The sequence below is a fragment of the Nocardia sp. NPDC058658 genome, from assembly GCF_042716665.1.
Classification (GTDB): Bacteria; Actinomycetota; Actinomycetes; order Mycobacteriales; family Mycobacteriaceae; genus Nocardia.
In genome coordinates, this window is record NZ_JBHXRR010000018.1 from 62,096 (window position 1) to 78,177 (window position 16,082).

Here is a 16,082-nt window from a genome sequence, read left to right on the forward strand (position 1 = left end):
TCCTGGACGCTGCGTAGTAGTCAGGTGATGGATCGGCCTTGTTCCGCCGACTCGAAGTCGCCGTAACGAGCACTGTCCAAGGGGTCGGTTTTGTCGCCGGAAGTCAACGAGCAGGTCTGTGGTGTGCCACCACGGCAGGGCGTGACCGGCGGCGGCTCGTTCCTCGAGAACGGCAGCGACAAGCAACTGCTGGCCGCCCACATCCGTGGCGAACCGCACGCCTTCGCCGAACTGCTGCGCAGGCACTCCGACCATCTCTGGCAGACCGCGCTGCGCACCTCCTACAACCGCGAGGACGCCGCCGACTGCCTGCAGGACGCGCTGTTCTCCGCGCACCGCACGGCCGAGACGTTCCGCGCCGAATCCGAGGTCCGCAGCTGGCTGCACGCGATCGTGGTCAACGCCTGCCTGGACCGGATCCGGCGCAACAAGACCCGCCGCGCCATCTCGATCCTGCCCGACACCATGCCCGAGGCGATCGACCCGCACGACGCCTTCGCACACTACGAACTGTCGACCGTGGTGGCCGAGGCCTTGTTCACCCTCCCTGACGAACAGCGATTAGCCCTGGTCATGACCGAGATGGAGGGTCGTAGCGTCGCCGAAACGGCCGCCGCGCTCGGCGTGGCGCCGGGCACGATCAAGAGCCGATGCGCCCGAGCGCGCGTACGTTTGCAAGAACGTTTGGAATTTTTCCGGGATCCAGGGAACCGGATGTAGTCGGGATGCGTCATTAACAGTGACGCTCGAGAAGACGAACAAGTCAGCGATGTAAATCCTGCGATCCGATATCGACAGAACAGGGGAGGTGCGAGGGTGTCTCGATCCGTACCGCAGCCTCCGTTCCCGTCGGAACTGCTGGCCGATCTGCATGCCGACAACCTCGCGCCCGAACTGCGCGAGCAACTGTGGCCCATGGTCCGCACCGACGTAGACGCGCTGCACTACCTGAACAAGCTCGACGAGGTGAACACCCACCTCCGCACGCTCGCCACCGACGAGCGGGTCATGCACCGCATGCCCGACGACGTGGCCGACCGCATGTTCCGTTTCGTCGCCGACCTCGACGCGGGGGAGGGGCCCACCGAACGCATCACGCCGCTGCGCTCGATCCCGGCGGTCGACGACGACGGCCCGACCGAACGCATCACGCCCCCGATCCCGCTGGACCGCTACCGTTCCCGGCGCCGCATGGGTCTACTCGCCGCCGCGGTCGCGGCGGTGGCTGTCCTGGCGAGCGCCGGTGTGGTGTTGAGTACCTTCGACACCACCCAGGGCACCCCCACCGCCGCACCGCCCACCGAACCGACCGCACCCGACGAGCTGACCACCGCGGCCGCAATGCGGGCACTGGGCAAACGCGACGTGGTCGGCCCACTCGCCGACGACGCCGCCCTCACCCGCTGCGTACAGGCCAACGGCATCGACCGCGCGGTCCTTGGCGCGACGAACATCACCTTCCGCGGGGGCGACGCGGTGCTCGTCCTCGTCCAGGGGCCCAAGGTGCCGACGATCACCGCGCTGGTCGTCGGCACCGGCTGTACCACCGGCACCCCCGAACAGCTCACCCTGCGCGACATCGGCTGAGGCCCAGCCGCAGCACGTACCCCGGGAACACAACCGTTTAGGCTGTTGTTGACCGACACGTCCCCAGATTGCTTTTTCGGAAGGGCCCCATGACCACGCCAGTACGCGACCTGATCATCGTCGGCTCAGGACCCGCCGGCTACACGGCGGCCGTCTACGCCGCCCGCGCGGAGCTGAAGCCGCTGGTCTTCGAGGGCACCCAATTCGGTGGCGCCCTGATGACCACCACCGAGGTGGAGAACTTCCCCGGGTTCCGCGACGGCATCATGGGCCCCGATCTCATGGAGCAGATGCGCGACCAGGCCAAGCGTTTCGGCGCCGAGCTGCGCACCGAGGACGTCGACGCGATCGACCTGTCCGGTCCCGTGAAGACGGTCACCGTGGGTGAGGAGACCTTCTCCGCCTACGCCGTGATCCTCGCGATGGGTTCGGCCGCTCGCTACCTGAACGTGCCGGGGGAGCAGGAGCTGCTCGGCCGCGGCGTGAGCGCCTGCGCCACCTGCGACGGCTTCTTCTTCAAGGGCCAGGACATCGTGGTAGTCGGCGGCGGCGACTCCGCCATGGAGGAAGCGACCTTCCTCACCAAGTTCGCCGCGAGCGTCACCATCGTGCACCGCCGCGAGGAGTTCCGTGCCTCGCGAATCATGTTGGAGCGCGCCAAGACCAACGAGAAGATCAAGTTCCGGCTCAACTCCGAGGTGATCAAGGTCAACGGTGACAAGAGCGTCACCAGCCTCACCCTGCGCGACACCCGCACCGGCGAGGAGTCCGAACTCGACGCCACCGGGTTGTTCGTCGCCGTCGGCCACGATCCGCGCAGCGAACTCGTCAAGGGCCAGGTCGCTCTCGACGGCGAAGGCTATGTGCTGGTGACCAATCCGGGCACCGCCACCGATGTGGCAGGCGTTTTCGCCGTCGGCGACCTCGTCGACCACACCTACCGGCAGGCGATCACCGCCGCGGGCACCGGTTGCCGCGCCGCGATCGATGCCGAGCGGTGGCTCGCCGAACAGGGCGACATCACCGCCAACACGCTCGACCACGCCGACGGCCCGGCCGCGGTCCCCACCAACTGAAAAACTGGAGAAACCATGAGCGCCAACACCATCACCGTCACCGACCAGTCCTTCGCCGATGACGTCCTGCTCAGCGAGAAGCCGGTGCTCGTCGACTTCTGGGCCGACTGGTGCGGCCCGTGCAAGATGGTCGCCCCCGTGCTGGAGGAGATCGCGGGCAGTCACGCCGACAAGCTGACCGTGGCCAAGCTCGACACCGAGGCCAACCCCGGCACCGCCCGCGACTACCAGATCCTCTCGCTGCCCACGATGATCTTGTTCCAGGGCGGCAAGCCGGTGAAGCAGATCGTCGGAGCCAAGGGCAAGGCGGCGCTGCTGCGCGAACTCGACGGCCTCATCTAGCACAGCGCATCCCACAAAGACGCTTCCGACCGGCCGACGCGCCGTAGGATGCCTGGACCCGGGATTCCCGCAAAGCGGCCCGGATCTGAGACAATCGACGCCTAGCTCCGGCCGAAGGAAAGGGCTCTCACGCATGCACCGACTTCGTCACGGCGATTCAGGACCAGCCGTCGCAGAGGTTCGGAGCACCCTCGCAAGCCTCGGTTTCCTGCATCTCCCGCACGTCGAATCCACCGACGGACCCGAGTACTGGAAAGACACCGAGGCGGTGTTCGATCGGCCCCTCGATTCGGCGATCCGCGCGTTCCAGCAGCAGCGCGGTCTGCTCGTCGACGGGGTGGTCGGTCCGGCCACCTATCGCGCGCTGAAGGAAGCCTCCTACCGCCTGGGTGCTCGCACGTTGATCTACCAATTGTCGGCACCGCTCTACGGTGACGACGTGGCCACCCTGCAGCGCAAGCTGCAGGACCTCGGCTTCTACGTGTACCGGGTGGACGGGCATTTCGGCCCGCACACCCACGAGGGGCTCAGCGCGTTCCAGCGCGAGATCGGCCTGTCCGCCGACGGTATCTGCGGGCCCGACACGCTGCGCTCGCTGGATCTGCTCGGCGCGCGCGTCACCGGCGGCAACCCGCACCGCATCGCCGAGGAAGAGGTCGTGCATCGGGCGGGCCCGCAGCTCACCGGCAAGCGGATCGTGATCGATCCCGGATTCGGCGGCACCGACAAGGGTTTCGCGGTGCCCACCGAATTCGGCGACGTGTACGAGTCGGAGATCCTGTGGGATCTGGCGTCCCGGCTCGAGGGCCGGATGGCCGCGACCGGGATGGAAACCTTCCTGTCCCGGCCGTGGGGCGCCAACCCCACCGATGTCGAACGCGCCGAAACCTCCAACGCCTTCGACGCCGATCTGATGATCTCGCTGCGCTGCGCGACCAGTGACAACCCGTCCGCGCAAGGTGTGGCCGGGTTCTACTGGGGCAACTCGCACGGTTCGGTGTCGATGATCGGTCAGGTGCTGGCCGGCTTCATCCAGCGCGAAGTGGTGGCCCGCGCCTCGGTGCAGGACTGCCGCACGCATCAGCGCACCTGGGATCTGTTGCGCCTGACCAAGATGCCGACCGTCCAGGTCGATCTCGGCTACCTCACCAACTCCCACGACGCCTCGGTGCTCACCAACCCGCGCATGCGCGACGTGATCGCCGAGGCGATTCTGATCTCGGTGAAGCGGCTGTATCTGTTGGGCCAGGACGACCAGCCCACCGGCACCTACACGTTCGCCGAACTCCTCGCCGAAGAACTGGCGGCGGCGGACGCGAGCAACGCCTAGTTCCTCCGCAAAGACCAACGGCCCCGCGAATTTTCGCGGGGCCGTTCTTTGTTGTCTCGGGTCAGTGCACGCCGACGCGCGCCGGCGGTTCCATCGAGGCGGCGGCGAGGAGTTGGTCGAGTGCGCGCTCGACGTCTTCCTTCCACCCGTGATCGGAGTCGAGTTCCAGCCGCAGGCGGGGGAAGCGGTGGTGCGGGGCCACCACTTCGAAACCGACCTCGGCGAGGAAATCGGCGTCGATCATGCAGGTTTCGGGACTGCACCGGGTATCCGAGGACGGATCGCGCAGCGGCGCCGCGATCCGTTCCATCAACCGCATCGACGAGCCGAACCCGCGATCGGCGACCGAACTCGACGGAGGACCGTTGCGAATCCCGAACGCCTCCAACGCCCGCACGCCACGACGCACCAGATCGCCCACCACGGCCTGAACCAGGTGGTGGGCTACATCGGCCTCGTCATAGGGGAATTCGGCCTGCAGCGTGGTCAGCAGGACCGCGTCCGGGCTCACGGGGGAGGTGGGGAACAGCGAGGACCGCGGCACGGCGCTCGGGGGCGAGTACAGCGCGCAGCCCGCGAGGTTGTTGTCCACGTGGGCCACCTGCCCGCACGAACCCCATTCGAGCATCACCGTCGAGAGCCAGGCTTCCTTTTCGAAGACCGGATCACTGAACGCGTGCGAGTCGGCGGCGACGGCCGGGTCGAGCTCCCAGAACACACACCGCCGGGTGTGCGCCGGGAGCTGACCGAGCCCGTCGAGAGTCAAAGCCGTGACGCTGGTCGGCACCGCCCTGTTCAGCCGCCAGCTGTCGGATTCATCCACGCTCACGCCACATCACTATTCACAGTACGGTGCCGCCTCTTTCAGTCACAGTGACGTTTCAGGGCCGACTTGCTCCATCAGCGCCACGATGCGCTCGAGATCTTCGACGGACCCGAACTCGACAACGATCTTGCCCTTGTTCTTTCCGAGACTGACCGTGACGCGAGTGTCGTAGGAACCCGACAGCCGCTCGGCCACATCCTGCAGACCCGGCATATGGATCGGCTTGCGCTTCGGTGCCGGGGGAGCCTTGGCGGGGTTGCGGTTCGCGAGCTGCACCGCCTCCTCGGTGGACCGCACCGACATACCCTCGCGAACGATCCGCGCCGCCAGTTCTTCCTGTGCCTCCGCGCCTGCGTCCAAGCCGAGCAGCGCCCTGGCATGTCCGGCCGAGAGCACCCCGGCGGCCACCCGACGCTGCACGGGAATCGGCAGCTTCAGCAGACGAATCATATTCGTCACCACCGGCCGGGAGCGACCGATTCGCGAAGCCAGTTCCTCGTGGGTGACGTCGAATTCCTCGAGCAGCTGCTGATAGGCCGCCGCCTCTTCGAGGGGGTTCAGCTGCACGCGATGGATGTTCTCCAGCAGCGCGTCGCGCAGCATCGAGCCGTCGTCGGTGTCGCGGATGATCGCCGGGATCGTCGCGAGTCCGGCCTCCTGGCACGCGCGCCACCGGCGCTCGCCCATGACCAACTGGAACTTGTCGACGCCCGCTTCCACGCGGCGCACGACGATCGGCTGCATGAGCCCGAACTCGCGAATCGAGTGGACCAGCTCGGCCAGTGCTTCTTCTTCGAAGACCTGACGCGGCTGCTTCGGGTTCGGCTCGATCTGGTCGGCCGGGATCTCGCGGTACACCGCACCGCCGGGGGAGACCAGCTCGGCTTCTGCTTCAGCCGGTGTTTCGGGTTCCGGCTCCGCGTCCGGAACGCGATGCAGGAACGCCTCGGCCGGTTGCGGACCGATGGGATTGATCCCGATCACGCTCGCGGCGGCACTGCTCAGGCCCGGCGCCACGGCCGGACCCGTCGGGATCAATGCGGCCAACCCGCGACCGAGACCGCCCTTTTTCGCCTGACTCATCGGCTACCGATCCCTTCGTCATTCACCATCACAGCGTGCCAACTCACGCTACGACGCGTCTTGCTTCAGCTGCGCACGACTGGCCAGCTCGCGTCCCGCGTCCATGTAGCTCATCGCACCGCGCGAGCCTGGATCGTAATCGAGCACGGTCATCCCGTAGCCCGGCGCCTCCGAGACCTTCACGCTGCGCGGGATCATCGACTTGAGGACCACGTCGCCGAAGTGATTGCGCACCTCCTCGGCCACCTGGTCGGCCAGCTTGGTGCGGCCGTCGTACATCGTCAGCAGGACGGTCGACACGTGCAGCTCCGGGTTCAGGTGCGCCTGCACCAGCCCGATATTGCGCAGCAGCTGACCCACGCCCTCCAGCGCGTAGTACTCGCACTGAATCGGGATCAGCACCTCCTTGGCCGCCACGAGCGCGTTCACCGTGAGCAGACCGAGCGAGGGCGGGCAGTCGATCAGCACGTAGTCGATATCGAATCCCGCCGTGCTCGCCTCGCGAATGGCGGTCTTCAACCGCCCTTCGCGGGCGACCATCGAGACCAGTTCGATCTCCGCGCCGGCCAGGTCGATCGTCGCTGGGACGCACAGCAGGCGCTCGCTGTGCGGGCTCACCTGGATCGCGTCCTTGACGGTCACTTCACCGATCAGCAGTTCGTAGCTGGACGGCACACCCGAATTGTGGGCGACGCCCAGCGCCGTACTCGCGTTCCCCTGCGGATCAAGATCGACCACAAGGACTGTCATTCCCTGGTGCGCGAGCGCCGCAGCAAGATTGACAGTCGTAGTCGTCTTACCGACGCCGCCCTTCTGGTTGGCGATCGTGATGATCCGTTGCTCAGAGGGTTTCGGCACAGTGACCTTTCCTGGATGCAGAATCTGGCTGGCGCGTTGCGCTTCCGCCGCGATCGGGGTCTCGGCCGGGGAGATATTCCCGAAAGGAGTGTTCCCGAACGTCTCCGCGTCGAAGCTGCTGGAATCCAGCATCCCCGGGACCCGCGACGTTGTTTCCCGTGAAACATTCGCCGGACCGCTCGACATAGATTGCTCCTAACCCGAGAAACTTCAGATCACGTACCCCCGACGAGCGTCGGCGCCGTGTCGTCACAAACAAACTGTGTCGGTGGAGAACTCGAAGATTCGAGGAGGGTGGCTCGCTCCCGCCCGACTCTGAACAGCTTGCCAGCCCGGCGTCACTTAGGAAAGCTGAATCGCGGGCACGCCAGGGGGGACACGCCCAATAGTCCCGAATTAACTTCCCGCACGGATGTTTCACGGGAAACAACCCCGTGAATCCACTCGATCGCTTCGGGAAAACCCGGACCGGCGTTCCACGTGAAACACTCACACTCCGCAAACGCGGGACCCCACCGCACCTACCGAAAATAGGCCCGCGCCGACCCCATGCAACTACCCTCGGCATAATTCGTCACGTTACGAAACGCGAGAATCAGGATTCACGACGCTTTCGCGCCTTCTTCTCGACTCCGGCCGCTTTGCGCTCACTCCGACGAGTCGGACGCTCGGCACGGGGGAGGAGTTCGGCGCTGATGACGAGCGTCGGGATTTCCACGATGCCCGCGCCGCAGCCGACGACACGAAGATCGGTGGCGCCGTCGCGAATCAACTCGGCCCCGTCGCGCTCGAGTTCTTCCGCGGCGCTCGTTCCCTTGAGTGCGAGCATCCGGCCGTGGTCGCGCAACAGGGGGAGCGACCAGTGCGCGAGTTTGGCGAGGGGGGCGACCGCGCGAGAGGTCACCACATCCGCACCGCCCGCTTCCTTGATCACCCCGGACTGCTCGGCGCGGCCGCGGACCACGGTGATGTCCAGTCCGGTCTCTTCGATGAATTCGCTGAGGAAAATCGTACGGCGCAGCAACGGTTCCACGAGCGTGATGCGAAGGTCCGGGCGTGCGATGGCGAGGGGGATTCCGGGGAGTCCCGCGCCGCTGCCGATGTCGACCACCGAGGCGCCCTCATCGATCAGCTCGCCGATGACCGCACAGTTGAGAATGTGTCGCTCCCACAGCCGGGGGACTTCGCGGGGGCCGACGAGACCGCGCTCCACGCCGGCCGTCGCCAGCGCCGCGTAGTACCGGCGGGCGATGTCCAAGCGGTCGCCGAACACACGGGCAGCGGCGGCGGGCGGTTCCAGCTCGTCGGACGGCACACCCAGTTCTCGTTCCACGTGAAACATCCTTCTCCGTTGAGGGCAATGAAAAAGCCCCCGGTCCGAGACCGGAGGCCTAATCACTTGTTCGTGGTTACGGCGGAAGTCAGCCTACTCGGGCACGACCACTACATGACGATTCGGCTCGACGCCTTCGCTCTCGCTCGCCACACCGTCGATATCGGCAACCGCGTCGTGCACGATCTTGCGCTCGAACGGAGTCATCGCGGACAGCGCCTCGGGCGCGCCCGACTCGAGCACCCGCTTCGCGGCGGCGACGCCGATCTCGCTCAGATCGGTCCGGCGCTGCGCACGCCAGCCGGCCACATCGAGCATCAGGCGGCTGCGCACGCCGGTCGCCTGCTGCACGGCCAGCCGGGTCAGCTCCTGCAGCGCGTCGAGCACTTCACCGTTGCGCCCCACGAGCTTGGTCAGATCGCGGCCGCCGTCGATGCTCACGATGGCGCGGTCGCCCTCGACATCGAGGTCGATATCGCCGTCGAAGTCGAGCACATCGAGTAGCTGCTCGAGGTAGTCGCCCGCGATCTCGCCCTCTTCGATCAACGCTTCTTCGGCGTCGTTCACGACGTCAACAGCAGTCGTCGCCACAGTGGCGTCCCCTCCGTCGGTCTCGGTCTCAACAGTCATTGGATTCCCTCTATCCGATCGCGTCTCAGCGCTTACGCTTCTGGTTCGCACGGCCACGGTTGCCCGGCCGCTGCTGCCCGCCGGGCTTGCGCTTACCGCCGCCCTGCTTGTTGCCCGACTGCTTGGGGGTGCCGTTGCTCGCGGTGCCGTTGGTCGACGCCTGATCCTCGGCGGGCGCGTCCTGCACTCGCTTGCGGACGTCGACCGGCTTGGCACCGGGCTTTGGCGCGTTCTGCGCCCGCTGCTCGAGCTTCTTCTGCTTGCGCTCTTCGTCTTCCTTTTCCATCCGGCCGAACACCAGGTGCTGCTGTCCGTAGGTCCAGATGTTGTTGGCCACCCAGTAGAGCAGGATGCCGATCATCAGGAAGGGGCCACCGACCATCACGCCGAGCGGGAAGACCCACAGCGACAGCTTGTTCATGATGGCGGCCTGCGGGTTCGCCGCGGCTTCCGGCGTCTGCCGCTGAACAGAGGCGCGCGCGTTGAAGTGCGTTGCCAGACCGGCGATGATCATCAGCGGGACCGCAACGAGTGCGATGGTCAGCTTGGTTGGCGTACCGCCCCACTCCGCAAATGCTTCCAGTTCATCTGTTGGCGCGGTGATGAACGACGCGATCGGTGCACCGAAGATGCGGGCACTCAGGAACGACTGAACGTCATAAGCACTGAAGATGTAGTTCGGGGTATGCGCGTTCTCATAGATGGACATGTCCAGCTGGCCCCAACCGCTACCGGTGCGGTTGAACGAGCGGAGCACATGGAACAGACCGAGGAAGACGGGCACCTGCACCAGCACCGGCAGACAGCCCATGAGCGGGTTGAAGCCGTGTTCCTTCTGCAGCTTCTGCATCTCCCGCGCCATGGTCTCGCGGTCGTTCTTGTACTTCTTCTGCAGCTCCTTGATCTGGGGCTGCAGCTCTTGCATCTGCTTGGTGGTGCGGACCTGCTTCACGAACGGCTTGTACAGCACCAGCCGCAGGGTGAAGACCAGGAACACCACGGCGAGGCTCCAGGTGAGCCCGCTGTCCGGGCCGAACACAAAGCCGAAGGCCTTGTGCCAGAACCACAGAATTGCGGATACCGGCCAATAGATGATGTCGAGCACGGCTCTAGGTACTCCCGTCGTTCGTATCGCCGATCAGCACGGGCGATGACTTTGTGCAGGCTTTCGACCCGCGCTCAGGCACGGGATCCCACCCTCCAGGGTGCCAGGGCGCGCATTTCACGAGCCGCACGACCGTCAATGCCGATCCGACGACCAACCCGCGGGTACGCAAGGCAGTCACCGCGTACTCACTGCAGGTGGGGGTGAACCGGCAGATCGGCATCCGGGTGGGGGAGACATAGTTCCGATAGAGCTCGATCAACCAGATCAGAGCTGTCGCGGGTAGGCGGAGCAGGGTCCTCATCGCCGTTCACCGGCCGGGGTGCGACCGAGCGCGAGCTCCGGTTCTGCACGCAAGCCGAGCTTACGTAGACCGGCGCGTAGCTGGCGCAACAACTCGGCGGAATCGGCGGTCGCGGCGCCGGGCAGTGCCCGGATCACGACATCGGTGCCGACCGGTAGTTCGTCGACCACCTGGGCACAGATATGACGCAGGCGGCGGGCCACCCGGTGGCGAACCACCGCGTTTCCCACCGCCTTGCTGACAATCAGTCCGAACCGAGGACCGCCTACGCGGACCGGTGAATCGCCGTCGGCGAGGTCGTCGTACGTGTGCGTGAGCGCATGTACGACGAAGTCTCGCCTCCCGATTCGCTGACCGCGGCGCACCGTGCGGGAGAATTCGGCACGGTGGTGCAACCGATACGGCTCAGGCAACACCCGAGCGTCCGACTACGCGCGATCAGGCAGTCAGTTCGGTACGGCCCTTACGGCGACGCGCCGCAACGATGGCGCGACCCGCACGGGTACGCATCCGGAGACGGAAGCCGTGGACGCGCGCCCGACGACGGTTGTTCGGCTGGAACGTCCGCTTGCCCTTGGCCACGGTCAACACTCCTGTAGTAGGTGGGCACCAATCGGTGCCCGAAGTCTGTACAAATGATTTGTCTGCGCTGCGGACCGCGGTCTACGCACAGATTGCCTTGGCGATCGGTGTGCAGCAGACAGCCGCCAACCGCGCCAAGGGGTGACTGTACGAGGGTACTTACCTCGAACGAACGGGTCAAACTCGGCCCCCACGTACCTGTCACCGGCACGATGTCCAGGCTACCGGACGCCCGTGTCGACTCTGGAACCGGCCCGACCAGCGACGACACTCCCGGGCTCCCGGCTCGACACGCCCGGGGGTGGTGACGCATCCGGCGACTTTTCGTGAGTTCTTCCACAGCTCTGGCTTTGCGCGGCGCCGCCCGCTAACCTCTGTAGCCGGGGGATTGCTGAAGAACCGCAGGTCCAGCCCCGTTCACCGCCACACGCTGGCGGAATTCCTTTATCCCCAGGTTTGTCCACATCTGTGGATAATTGTGTGGATAGACGGCCTCAGTGGCATATTCGTAGGACCGACGGTGCCCGCGCCGCAGTTCGGAACAACCGGACTTCACGGTGTTCGAACCGGCTTCGGTTGTACGCACCGATCACTGGATTTCGCAGGTTTCACCGTATAACGCCTGGTCACAGGTGCGATCCGGCACATGCGGAGGCCGTGGGGCCAACAAACCGCATCCGGGGAGGACGCTGCATGGACGACGAGCAGAACGTGCTGGCCACAGTGTGGCCGGAGGTGGTTGCCGAGCTCACCACCGGCTCTGCCGACGGCGCCATTCCCGCGGTGAGTCGCGCGCAGCAGGCCTGGTTGAAGCTGGTGAAGCCGCTCACCGTGGCGCAGGGTTTCGCGTTGCTGTCGGTTCCTTCGTCGCTGGCGCAGGAGGCGATCGAGCGCGATCTGCGTGAGCCGATCCTGCGATCGCTCGGCCGTCGACTCGGTCCCCAAGTGGAAGGACTCGGGGTGCGCATCGCCGCGCCGAGCCCGGCCGCGGGGGAGCGGGCCGGTAGTTCGCCTCGGCACGCCAGGATGACGAGCAGGCCGGAGCGTCCACGCGAACATACAGAGCGCCCGCGCGAACACGCAGAACGTCCGCGCGAACACGCAGAACGTCCGCGCGAGCAGGTGCGCCCGCCAGCCGGTTATCCCGGACCCGATTTCAGTGTTCCCGATTACGCGGCGCGCGGTGAGTACGGCGGCCCGCGCTACGGCGCGAGCGACTATCCCGTCCAGGGCGGTGAGTACGGCAACGACTATCAGCCCAACGGCGAGTATCCGAACAGCTACGGTGGCCGGGAGTACCCCGGGCAGTCGGGCGAGTACGGCGAGCGCAACGACTACTCCGGGCACCGCGAATACCCGGCCGAGTCGGAGTACCAGCAGCAACCCGAATACAAGCAGGCTCCGACGGAGTTCAACCAGCCGACCGAGTACAAGCAGGCGCCCGCCGAGTACGGCCAGCAGTCGGAGTATCAGCAGGCGCCCCCGGAATACGGGCAGCAACCCGAGTACAAGCAGCCGTCGTCCGAGTACAGCCAGGCTCCTGAGTACGGTCAGCAGCCCGAATACAAGCAGCCGGCCTCGGAGTACAGCCAGTCCTCGGAGTACGGGCAGAAGCCCGAGTACCAGGGTGAGCGCAACGAGTTCCCCGGCACCGATTTCGAGCCGACCGCGGTGTACCCGGTGCCCGACTACCCCGGTGGCGAGTTCGGCGGCCGCGGTGAGTTCCGTGGCGCGCGCCCGGACCAGCGCGTCCCCGAGACCGGCCAGCCCGCCCGCCGCGAGCAGCCCGCTTCGCCGCGCCGCGAGCACTCCGGTCAGGAGTCGCTGTTCACCCCCGAGCCGCAGCGCGCGCCGAACCGGGGCAGGCCCGCCGAAGAGCCCGCCGCCGCGCGTGCCGAGGAGCCGAGCGTCGAGGACAAGCCGTTCCCCGGTCAGCCCGGTGCCCAGCCGGTCGACGACGAGCCGGTGGTGAGCAACCGCAACAACTGGCCGACCTATTTCAACAAGTCGCCAGAGGCCCCGCCGCAGTCGTCTTCGTCGGCCAGCCTCAATGCCAAGTACACGTTCGAGACGTTCGTCATCGGCGCGTCCAACCGGTTCGCCCATGCCGCCGCGGTCGCCATCGCGGAAGCGCCCGCGCGTGCTTACAACCCCCTATTCGTCTGGGGCGCTTCAGGATTGGGCAAAACCCACCTGCTGCACGCGGCCGGTCACTATGCCCAGCGACTGTTCCCCGGCATGCGGGTGAAGTACGTCTCCACCGAGGAATTCACCAACGACTTCATCAACAGCCTGCGCGACGACCGCAAGGTGGCGTTCAAGCGCCGCTACCGCGAGACCGACATCCTGCTGGTGGACGACATCCAGTTCATCGAGGGCAAGGAAGGCATCCAGGAGGAGTTCTTCCACACCTTCAACACCCTGCACAACGCGAACAAGCAGATCGTGGTGTCCTCGGATCGCCCGCCCAAGCAGCTGGCCACCCTGGAGGAACGGCTGCGCACCCGCTTCGAGTGGGGCCTGATCACCGATGTGCAGCCGCCCGAGCTGGAGACGCGCATCGCGATTCTGCGCAAGAAGGCTCGGATGGACCGCCTGGATGTGCCGCACGACGTGCTGGAACTGATCGCGAGCCGGGTGGAGCGCAATATCCGCGAGCTCGAGGGCGCGCTGATCCGGGTGACGGCGTTCGCCTCGCTCAACGGCCAGCCGCTGGACCTCTCGCTGGCTGAAGTGGTGCTGCGCGATCTCATGCCCGATACCGCGGCGCTGGAGATCAACGCGGCGACGATCATGGCCGTCACGGCCGAGTACTTCAACACGACCCTGGAGGAGCTGACGGGGCCGGGCAAGGCGCGTCCGCTGGCGCAGGCGCGTCAGATCGCCATGTACCTGTGCCGTGAGCTCACCGATCTGTCGCTACCCAAGATCGGTCAGGCGTTCGGTCGCGACCACACCACGGTGATGTACGCGGAGAAAAAAGTGCGCAAGGAGATGACCGAGCGTCGTCGCGTGTACGACCAGGTCCAAGAACTCACAGCCCGAATCAAACAGCGCTCCCGCTGATTTCATCCACACCCGGAACACCGCCCTGAGCTGGGGCGGTGTTCTTTTTTGTCCTGTGGATTCCTCGAGGAATTCCTGTGGATTCCCCAACCCTGCCAACAGGTCGGTGCACAGGGTGTTGGGCGAGGGTGTGCAGCGTTCATGCACAGGCAGTTGTCCACATCATCCACAGGACGATCCGCTAACACCTGTGCACTAGCGGTGACCTGCGGCATCGCCGAATCGGGCCTGTGGATTCCTCGAGGAGTTCCTGTGGAGTCCTCGAGGAATCCCCACCGCTGTCACCAGGGTGACCCGACGTGTGAACAACTGGGTGAATCCGGTGGAACAACTCGAGGACAACTCGAGGATGGAATGGGGACAACTTCGTCGCTCCACAGCCGCCGCGGATTCATCCTCGAGTCACCCCAAGGTCATCCCCATGCCACCAAGTGCTCTGACCTGCGGATACGGCCGAAATCCACAGATTCCACAGTGCCTACTACTACTTCAGTTCTCCTTCTAGAGAGAATTCTTTTAAAACAGGCTGTGTGGAAACTCGGTTGGGGACGCTCGAGTCGGGCGGTGGTTCACTCACAGGCAGGCAAGGAGGAGCGGGGTGGATCGACGAGCGCGAAACCGCCGGGAGGGTCGATGCGGCGTTCGCGCATCACACGGGTACCGTTTGCTTGTCGGTCGGTTGTGCGAGACTCAGTGCGCGGCCGACACAGCAGTTCAACTCCGCTGACACACACCGCACACGGATTCGAAACTCGGAGAGGACAATCGGGCGATGGAGCTTGCGAGCATGAAGTTTCGGGTCGCCCGAGAGGACTTCGCCGAATCGGTGGCCTGGGTGGCGCGCAGTCTCCCGTCCCGGCCTCCCGTGCCTGTTCTGGGCGGTGTCCTGTTGGTGGCCGACGAGAACGGCCTGACGGTTTCCGGGTTCGACTACGAGGTCTCCGCGCAGATGCGGGTCGCGGCCGAGGTCGCCGGTCCCGGCCAGGTACTGGTCTCGGGTCGCCTGCTCGCCGACATCACCAAGTCGCTGTCGAACAAGCCGGTCGATGTCTCCGTCGACGGCACCCGCGTGCTCATCGCCTGTGGCAGCGCGAAGTTCTCCCTGCCGACCATGCCGGTCGAGGACTATCCCCAGCTGCCCGAGGTGCCGCAGCAGACCGGTGAACTCACCGTCGACGTGTTCGCCGAGGCCGTCGGCCAGGTGGCCGTCGCCGCGGGCCGTGACGACACGCTGCCGATGCTCACCGGCATCCGGGTGGAGATCGAGGGCAACGACGTGGTGCTGGCCGCCACGGACCGTTTCCGCCTCGCTGTGCGCCATCTGCAGTGGAATCCCACCCGCTCCGATATCGAGACCGCGGTGCTCATCCCCGCGCGCACGCTGTCCGAAGCCGCCAAGACCCTCGGTTCCGCCGAGGCGCCCGTGCAGCTGTCGCTGGGCAGCGGTGGCGGCGCAGACGGCCTGCTCGGCATCGTCAACGGTGGTCGGCGCACCACCACCCGACTGCTCGACGCGGAATTCCCCAAGTTCCGCCAGTTGCTCCCCAAGGAACACACCTCCATCGCCACCCTGCCCGTCGCGGTGCTGTCGGAGGCGATCAAGCGCGTCGCCCTGGTGGCCGAGCGTGGTGCCCAGGTGCGTCTGGAGTTCTCCACAGACGGCGTCCTGCTGTCGGCGGGTGGGGACGACGCGGGACGGGCCGAGGAATGGCTCGAGGCCGATTTCCGCGGCGAACCGCTCACCATCGCGTTCAACCCCGGCTACCTGACCGAGGGCCTTGCCGCGCTGCACACCGACCGGGTCACCTTCGGGTTCACCACCCCCAGCCGTCCCGCGGTGCTGCTGCCCGCTTCCGACGAGGAGCCCAAGGTGCTCGAGTCGGGTGCGTTCGCGGCGCTGGAGAGCCAGTACATCTACCTGTTGATGCCGGTCCGGCTGCCCGGCTGACTCGGCTAAGGC

Annotated in this window: 16 protein-coding genes; 7 read left to right on the forward strand and 9 right to left on the reverse strand. The window is 66.0% G+C overall.

Going from position 1 to position 16,082, the window contains the following annotated elements; translation table 11 throughout:
• Positions 1-123 precede the first annotated feature (123 nt).
• From sigM to ACFWUP_RS22580, 5 genes are all read left to right on the forward strand, one after another.
• Positions 124-720 (forward strand): RNA polymerase sigma factor SigM, encoded by a 597-nt coding sequence (gene sigM / locus ACFWUP_RS22560; protein WP_379237426.1) that lies wholly within the window; start codon positions 124-126, stop codon positions 718-720.
• A gap of 96 nt (positions 721-816) precedes the next feature.
• Positions 817-1,587: a hypothetical protein gene (locus tag ACFWUP_RS22565; protein ID WP_379237313.1), complete on the forward strand. Its 771-nt coding sequence runs from the start codon at positions 817-819 to the stop codon at positions 1,585-1,587.
• Positions 1,588-1,676: 89 nt separating this feature from the next.
• Positions 1,677-2,663 (forward strand): thioredoxin-disulfide reductase, encoded by a 987-nt coding sequence (gene trxB / locus ACFWUP_RS22570; RefSeq protein WP_379237315.1) that lies wholly within the window; start codon positions 1,677-1,679, stop codon positions 2,661-2,663.
• 15 nt (positions 2,664-2,678) lie between these two features.
• Complete coding sequence (trxA, locus tag ACFWUP_RS22575; RefSeq protein WP_379237317.1) at positions 2,679-3,005, forward strand: thioredoxin; 327 nt, start codon at positions 2,679-2,681, stop codon at positions 3,003-3,005.
• 133 nt (positions 3,006-3,138) lie between these two features.
• Positions 3,139-4,335, forward strand: coding sequence for a peptidoglycan-binding protein (locus ACFWUP_RS22580; RefSeq protein WP_379237319.1), 1,197 nt, complete (start codon positions 3,139-3,141; stop codon positions 4,333-4,335).
• A 61-nt stretch (positions 4,336-4,396) separates the two neighbouring features.
• Here the strand turns inward: ACFWUP_RS22580 and ACFWUP_RS22585 are convergent, their stop codons facing one another.
• The 9 genes from ACFWUP_RS22585 to rpmH form a co-directional block, all read right to left on the reverse strand.
• On the reverse strand, positions 4,397-5,122 hold the full coding sequence (locus ACFWUP_RS22585; protein ID WP_379237428.1) for a GNAT family N-acetyltransferase: 726 nt from the start codon (positions 5,120-5,122) through the stop codon (positions 4,397-4,399).
• 81 nt (positions 5,123-5,203) lie between these two features.
• Positions 5,204-6,244, reverse strand: coding sequence for a ParB/RepB/Spo0J family partition protein (locus ACFWUP_RS22590; protein ID WP_379237321.1), 1,041 nt, complete (start codon positions 6,242-6,244; stop codon positions 5,204-5,206).
• Positions 6,245-6,292: 48 nt separating this feature from the next.
• Entirely contained in the window at positions 6,293-7,288 is a 996-nt protein-coding gene (locus ACFWUP_RS22595; protein WP_379237322.1) for a ParA family protein, read from the reverse strand.
• A gap of 409 nt (positions 7,289-7,697) precedes the next feature.
• Positions 7,698-8,444 carry a 16S rRNA (guanine(527)-N(7))-methyltransferase RsmG gene (rsmG, locus tag ACFWUP_RS22600; protein ID WP_379237324.1) on the reverse strand — a complete coding sequence of 249 codons (747 nt, stop codon included), beginning with the start codon at positions 8,442-8,444 and terminating at the stop codon, positions 7,698-7,700.
• Between the two features lie 84 nt (positions 8,445-8,528).
• Positions 8,529-9,065 (reverse strand): R3H domain-containing nucleic acid-binding protein, encoded by a 537-nt coding sequence (locus tag ACFWUP_RS22605; RefSeq protein ID WP_266294803.1) that lies wholly within the window; start codon positions 9,063-9,065, stop codon positions 8,529-8,531.
• Between the two features lie 25 nt (positions 9,066-9,090).
• A complete protein-coding gene (yidC, locus tag ACFWUP_RS22610) occupies positions 9,091-10,170 on the reverse strand; it encodes a membrane protein insertase YidC (protein ID WP_379237326.1) in 1,080 nt (359 codons plus the stop codon).
• 4 nt (positions 10,171-10,174) lie between these two features.
• Positions 10,175-10,474 (reverse strand): membrane protein insertion efficiency factor YidD, encoded by a 300-nt coding sequence (yidD, locus tag ACFWUP_RS22615; protein ID WP_379237328.1) that lies wholly within the window; start codon positions 10,472-10,474, stop codon positions 10,175-10,177.
• Positions 10,471-10,890, reverse strand: a complete 420-nt coding sequence (rnpA, locus tag ACFWUP_RS22620; RefSeq protein WP_379237330.1) for a ribonuclease P protein component — start codon at positions 10,888-10,890, stop codon at positions 10,471-10,473. The genes yidD and rnpA overlap by 4 nt, the downstream gene beginning before the upstream one ends.
• A 22-nt stretch (positions 10,891-10,912) precedes the next feature.
• Positions 10,913-11,056 carry a 50S ribosomal protein L34 gene (rpmH, locus tag ACFWUP_RS22625; protein ID WP_082843828.1) on the reverse strand — a complete coding sequence of 48 codons (144 nt, stop codon included), beginning with the start codon at positions 11,054-11,056 and terminating at the stop codon, positions 10,913-10,915.
• 693 nt (positions 11,057-11,749) lie between these two features.
• Between rpmH and dnaA the strand changes: the two genes are divergently transcribed.
• Together dnaA and dnaN are read left to right on the forward strand one after the other, a co-directional pair.
• Positions 11,750-14,122, forward strand: a complete 2,373-nt coding sequence (dnaA, locus tag ACFWUP_RS22630; RefSeq protein ID WP_379237332.1) for a chromosomal replication initiator protein DnaA — start codon at positions 11,750-11,752, stop codon at positions 14,120-14,122.
• Positions 14,123-14,894: 772 nt separating this feature from the next.
• Positions 14,895-16,070, forward strand: coding sequence for a DNA polymerase III subunit beta (gene dnaN / locus ACFWUP_RS22635; RefSeq protein WP_379237334.1), 1,176 nt, complete (start codon positions 14,895-14,897; stop codon positions 16,068-16,070).
• Positions 16,071-16,082: the final 12 nt, after the last annotated feature.

Excerpts from the sequence above, each read along its gene's own strand:
- ACFWUP_RS22605 (WP_266294803.1), bottom strand. The coding sequence starts at position 9,065 with ATGACTGTTGAGACCGAGACCGACGGAGGGGACGCCACTGTGGCGACG.
- yidD (WP_379237328.1), bottom strand. The coding sequence starts at position 10,474 with ATGAGGACCCTGCTCCGCCTACCCGCGACAGCTCTGATCTGGTTGATC.
- dnaN (WP_379237334.1), top strand. The coding sequence starts at position 14,895 with ATGGAGCTTGCGAGCATGAAGTTTCGGGTCGCCCGAGAGGACTTCGCC.
- ACFWUP_RS22595 (WP_379237322.1), bottom strand. The coding sequence starts at position 7,288 with ATGTCGAGCGGTCCGGCGAATGTTTCACGGGAAACAACGTCGCGGGTC.
- ACFWUP_RS22580 (WP_379237319.1), top strand. The coding sequence starts at position 3,139 with ATGCACCGACTTCGTCACGGCGATTCAGGACCAGCCGTCGCAGAGGTT.
- rsmG (WP_379237324.1), bottom strand. The coding sequence starts at position 8,444 with ATGTTTCACGTGGAACGAGAACTGGGTGTGCCGTCCGACGAGCTGGAA.
- dnaA (WP_379237332.1), top strand. The coding sequence starts at position 11,750 with ATGGACGACGAGCAGAACGTGCTGGCCACAGTGTGGCCGGAGGTGGTT.
- trxA (WP_379237317.1), top strand. The coding sequence starts at position 2,679 with ATGAGCGCCAACACCATCACCGTCACCGACCAGTCCTTCGCCGATGAC.
- ACFWUP_RS22590 (WP_379237321.1), bottom strand. The coding sequence starts at position 6,244 with ATGAGTCAGGCGAAAAAGGGCGGTCTCGGTCGCGGGTTGGCCGCATTG.
- trxB (WP_379237315.1), top strand. The coding sequence starts at position 1,677 with ATGACCACGCCAGTACGCGACCTGATCATCGTCGGCTCAGGACCCGCC.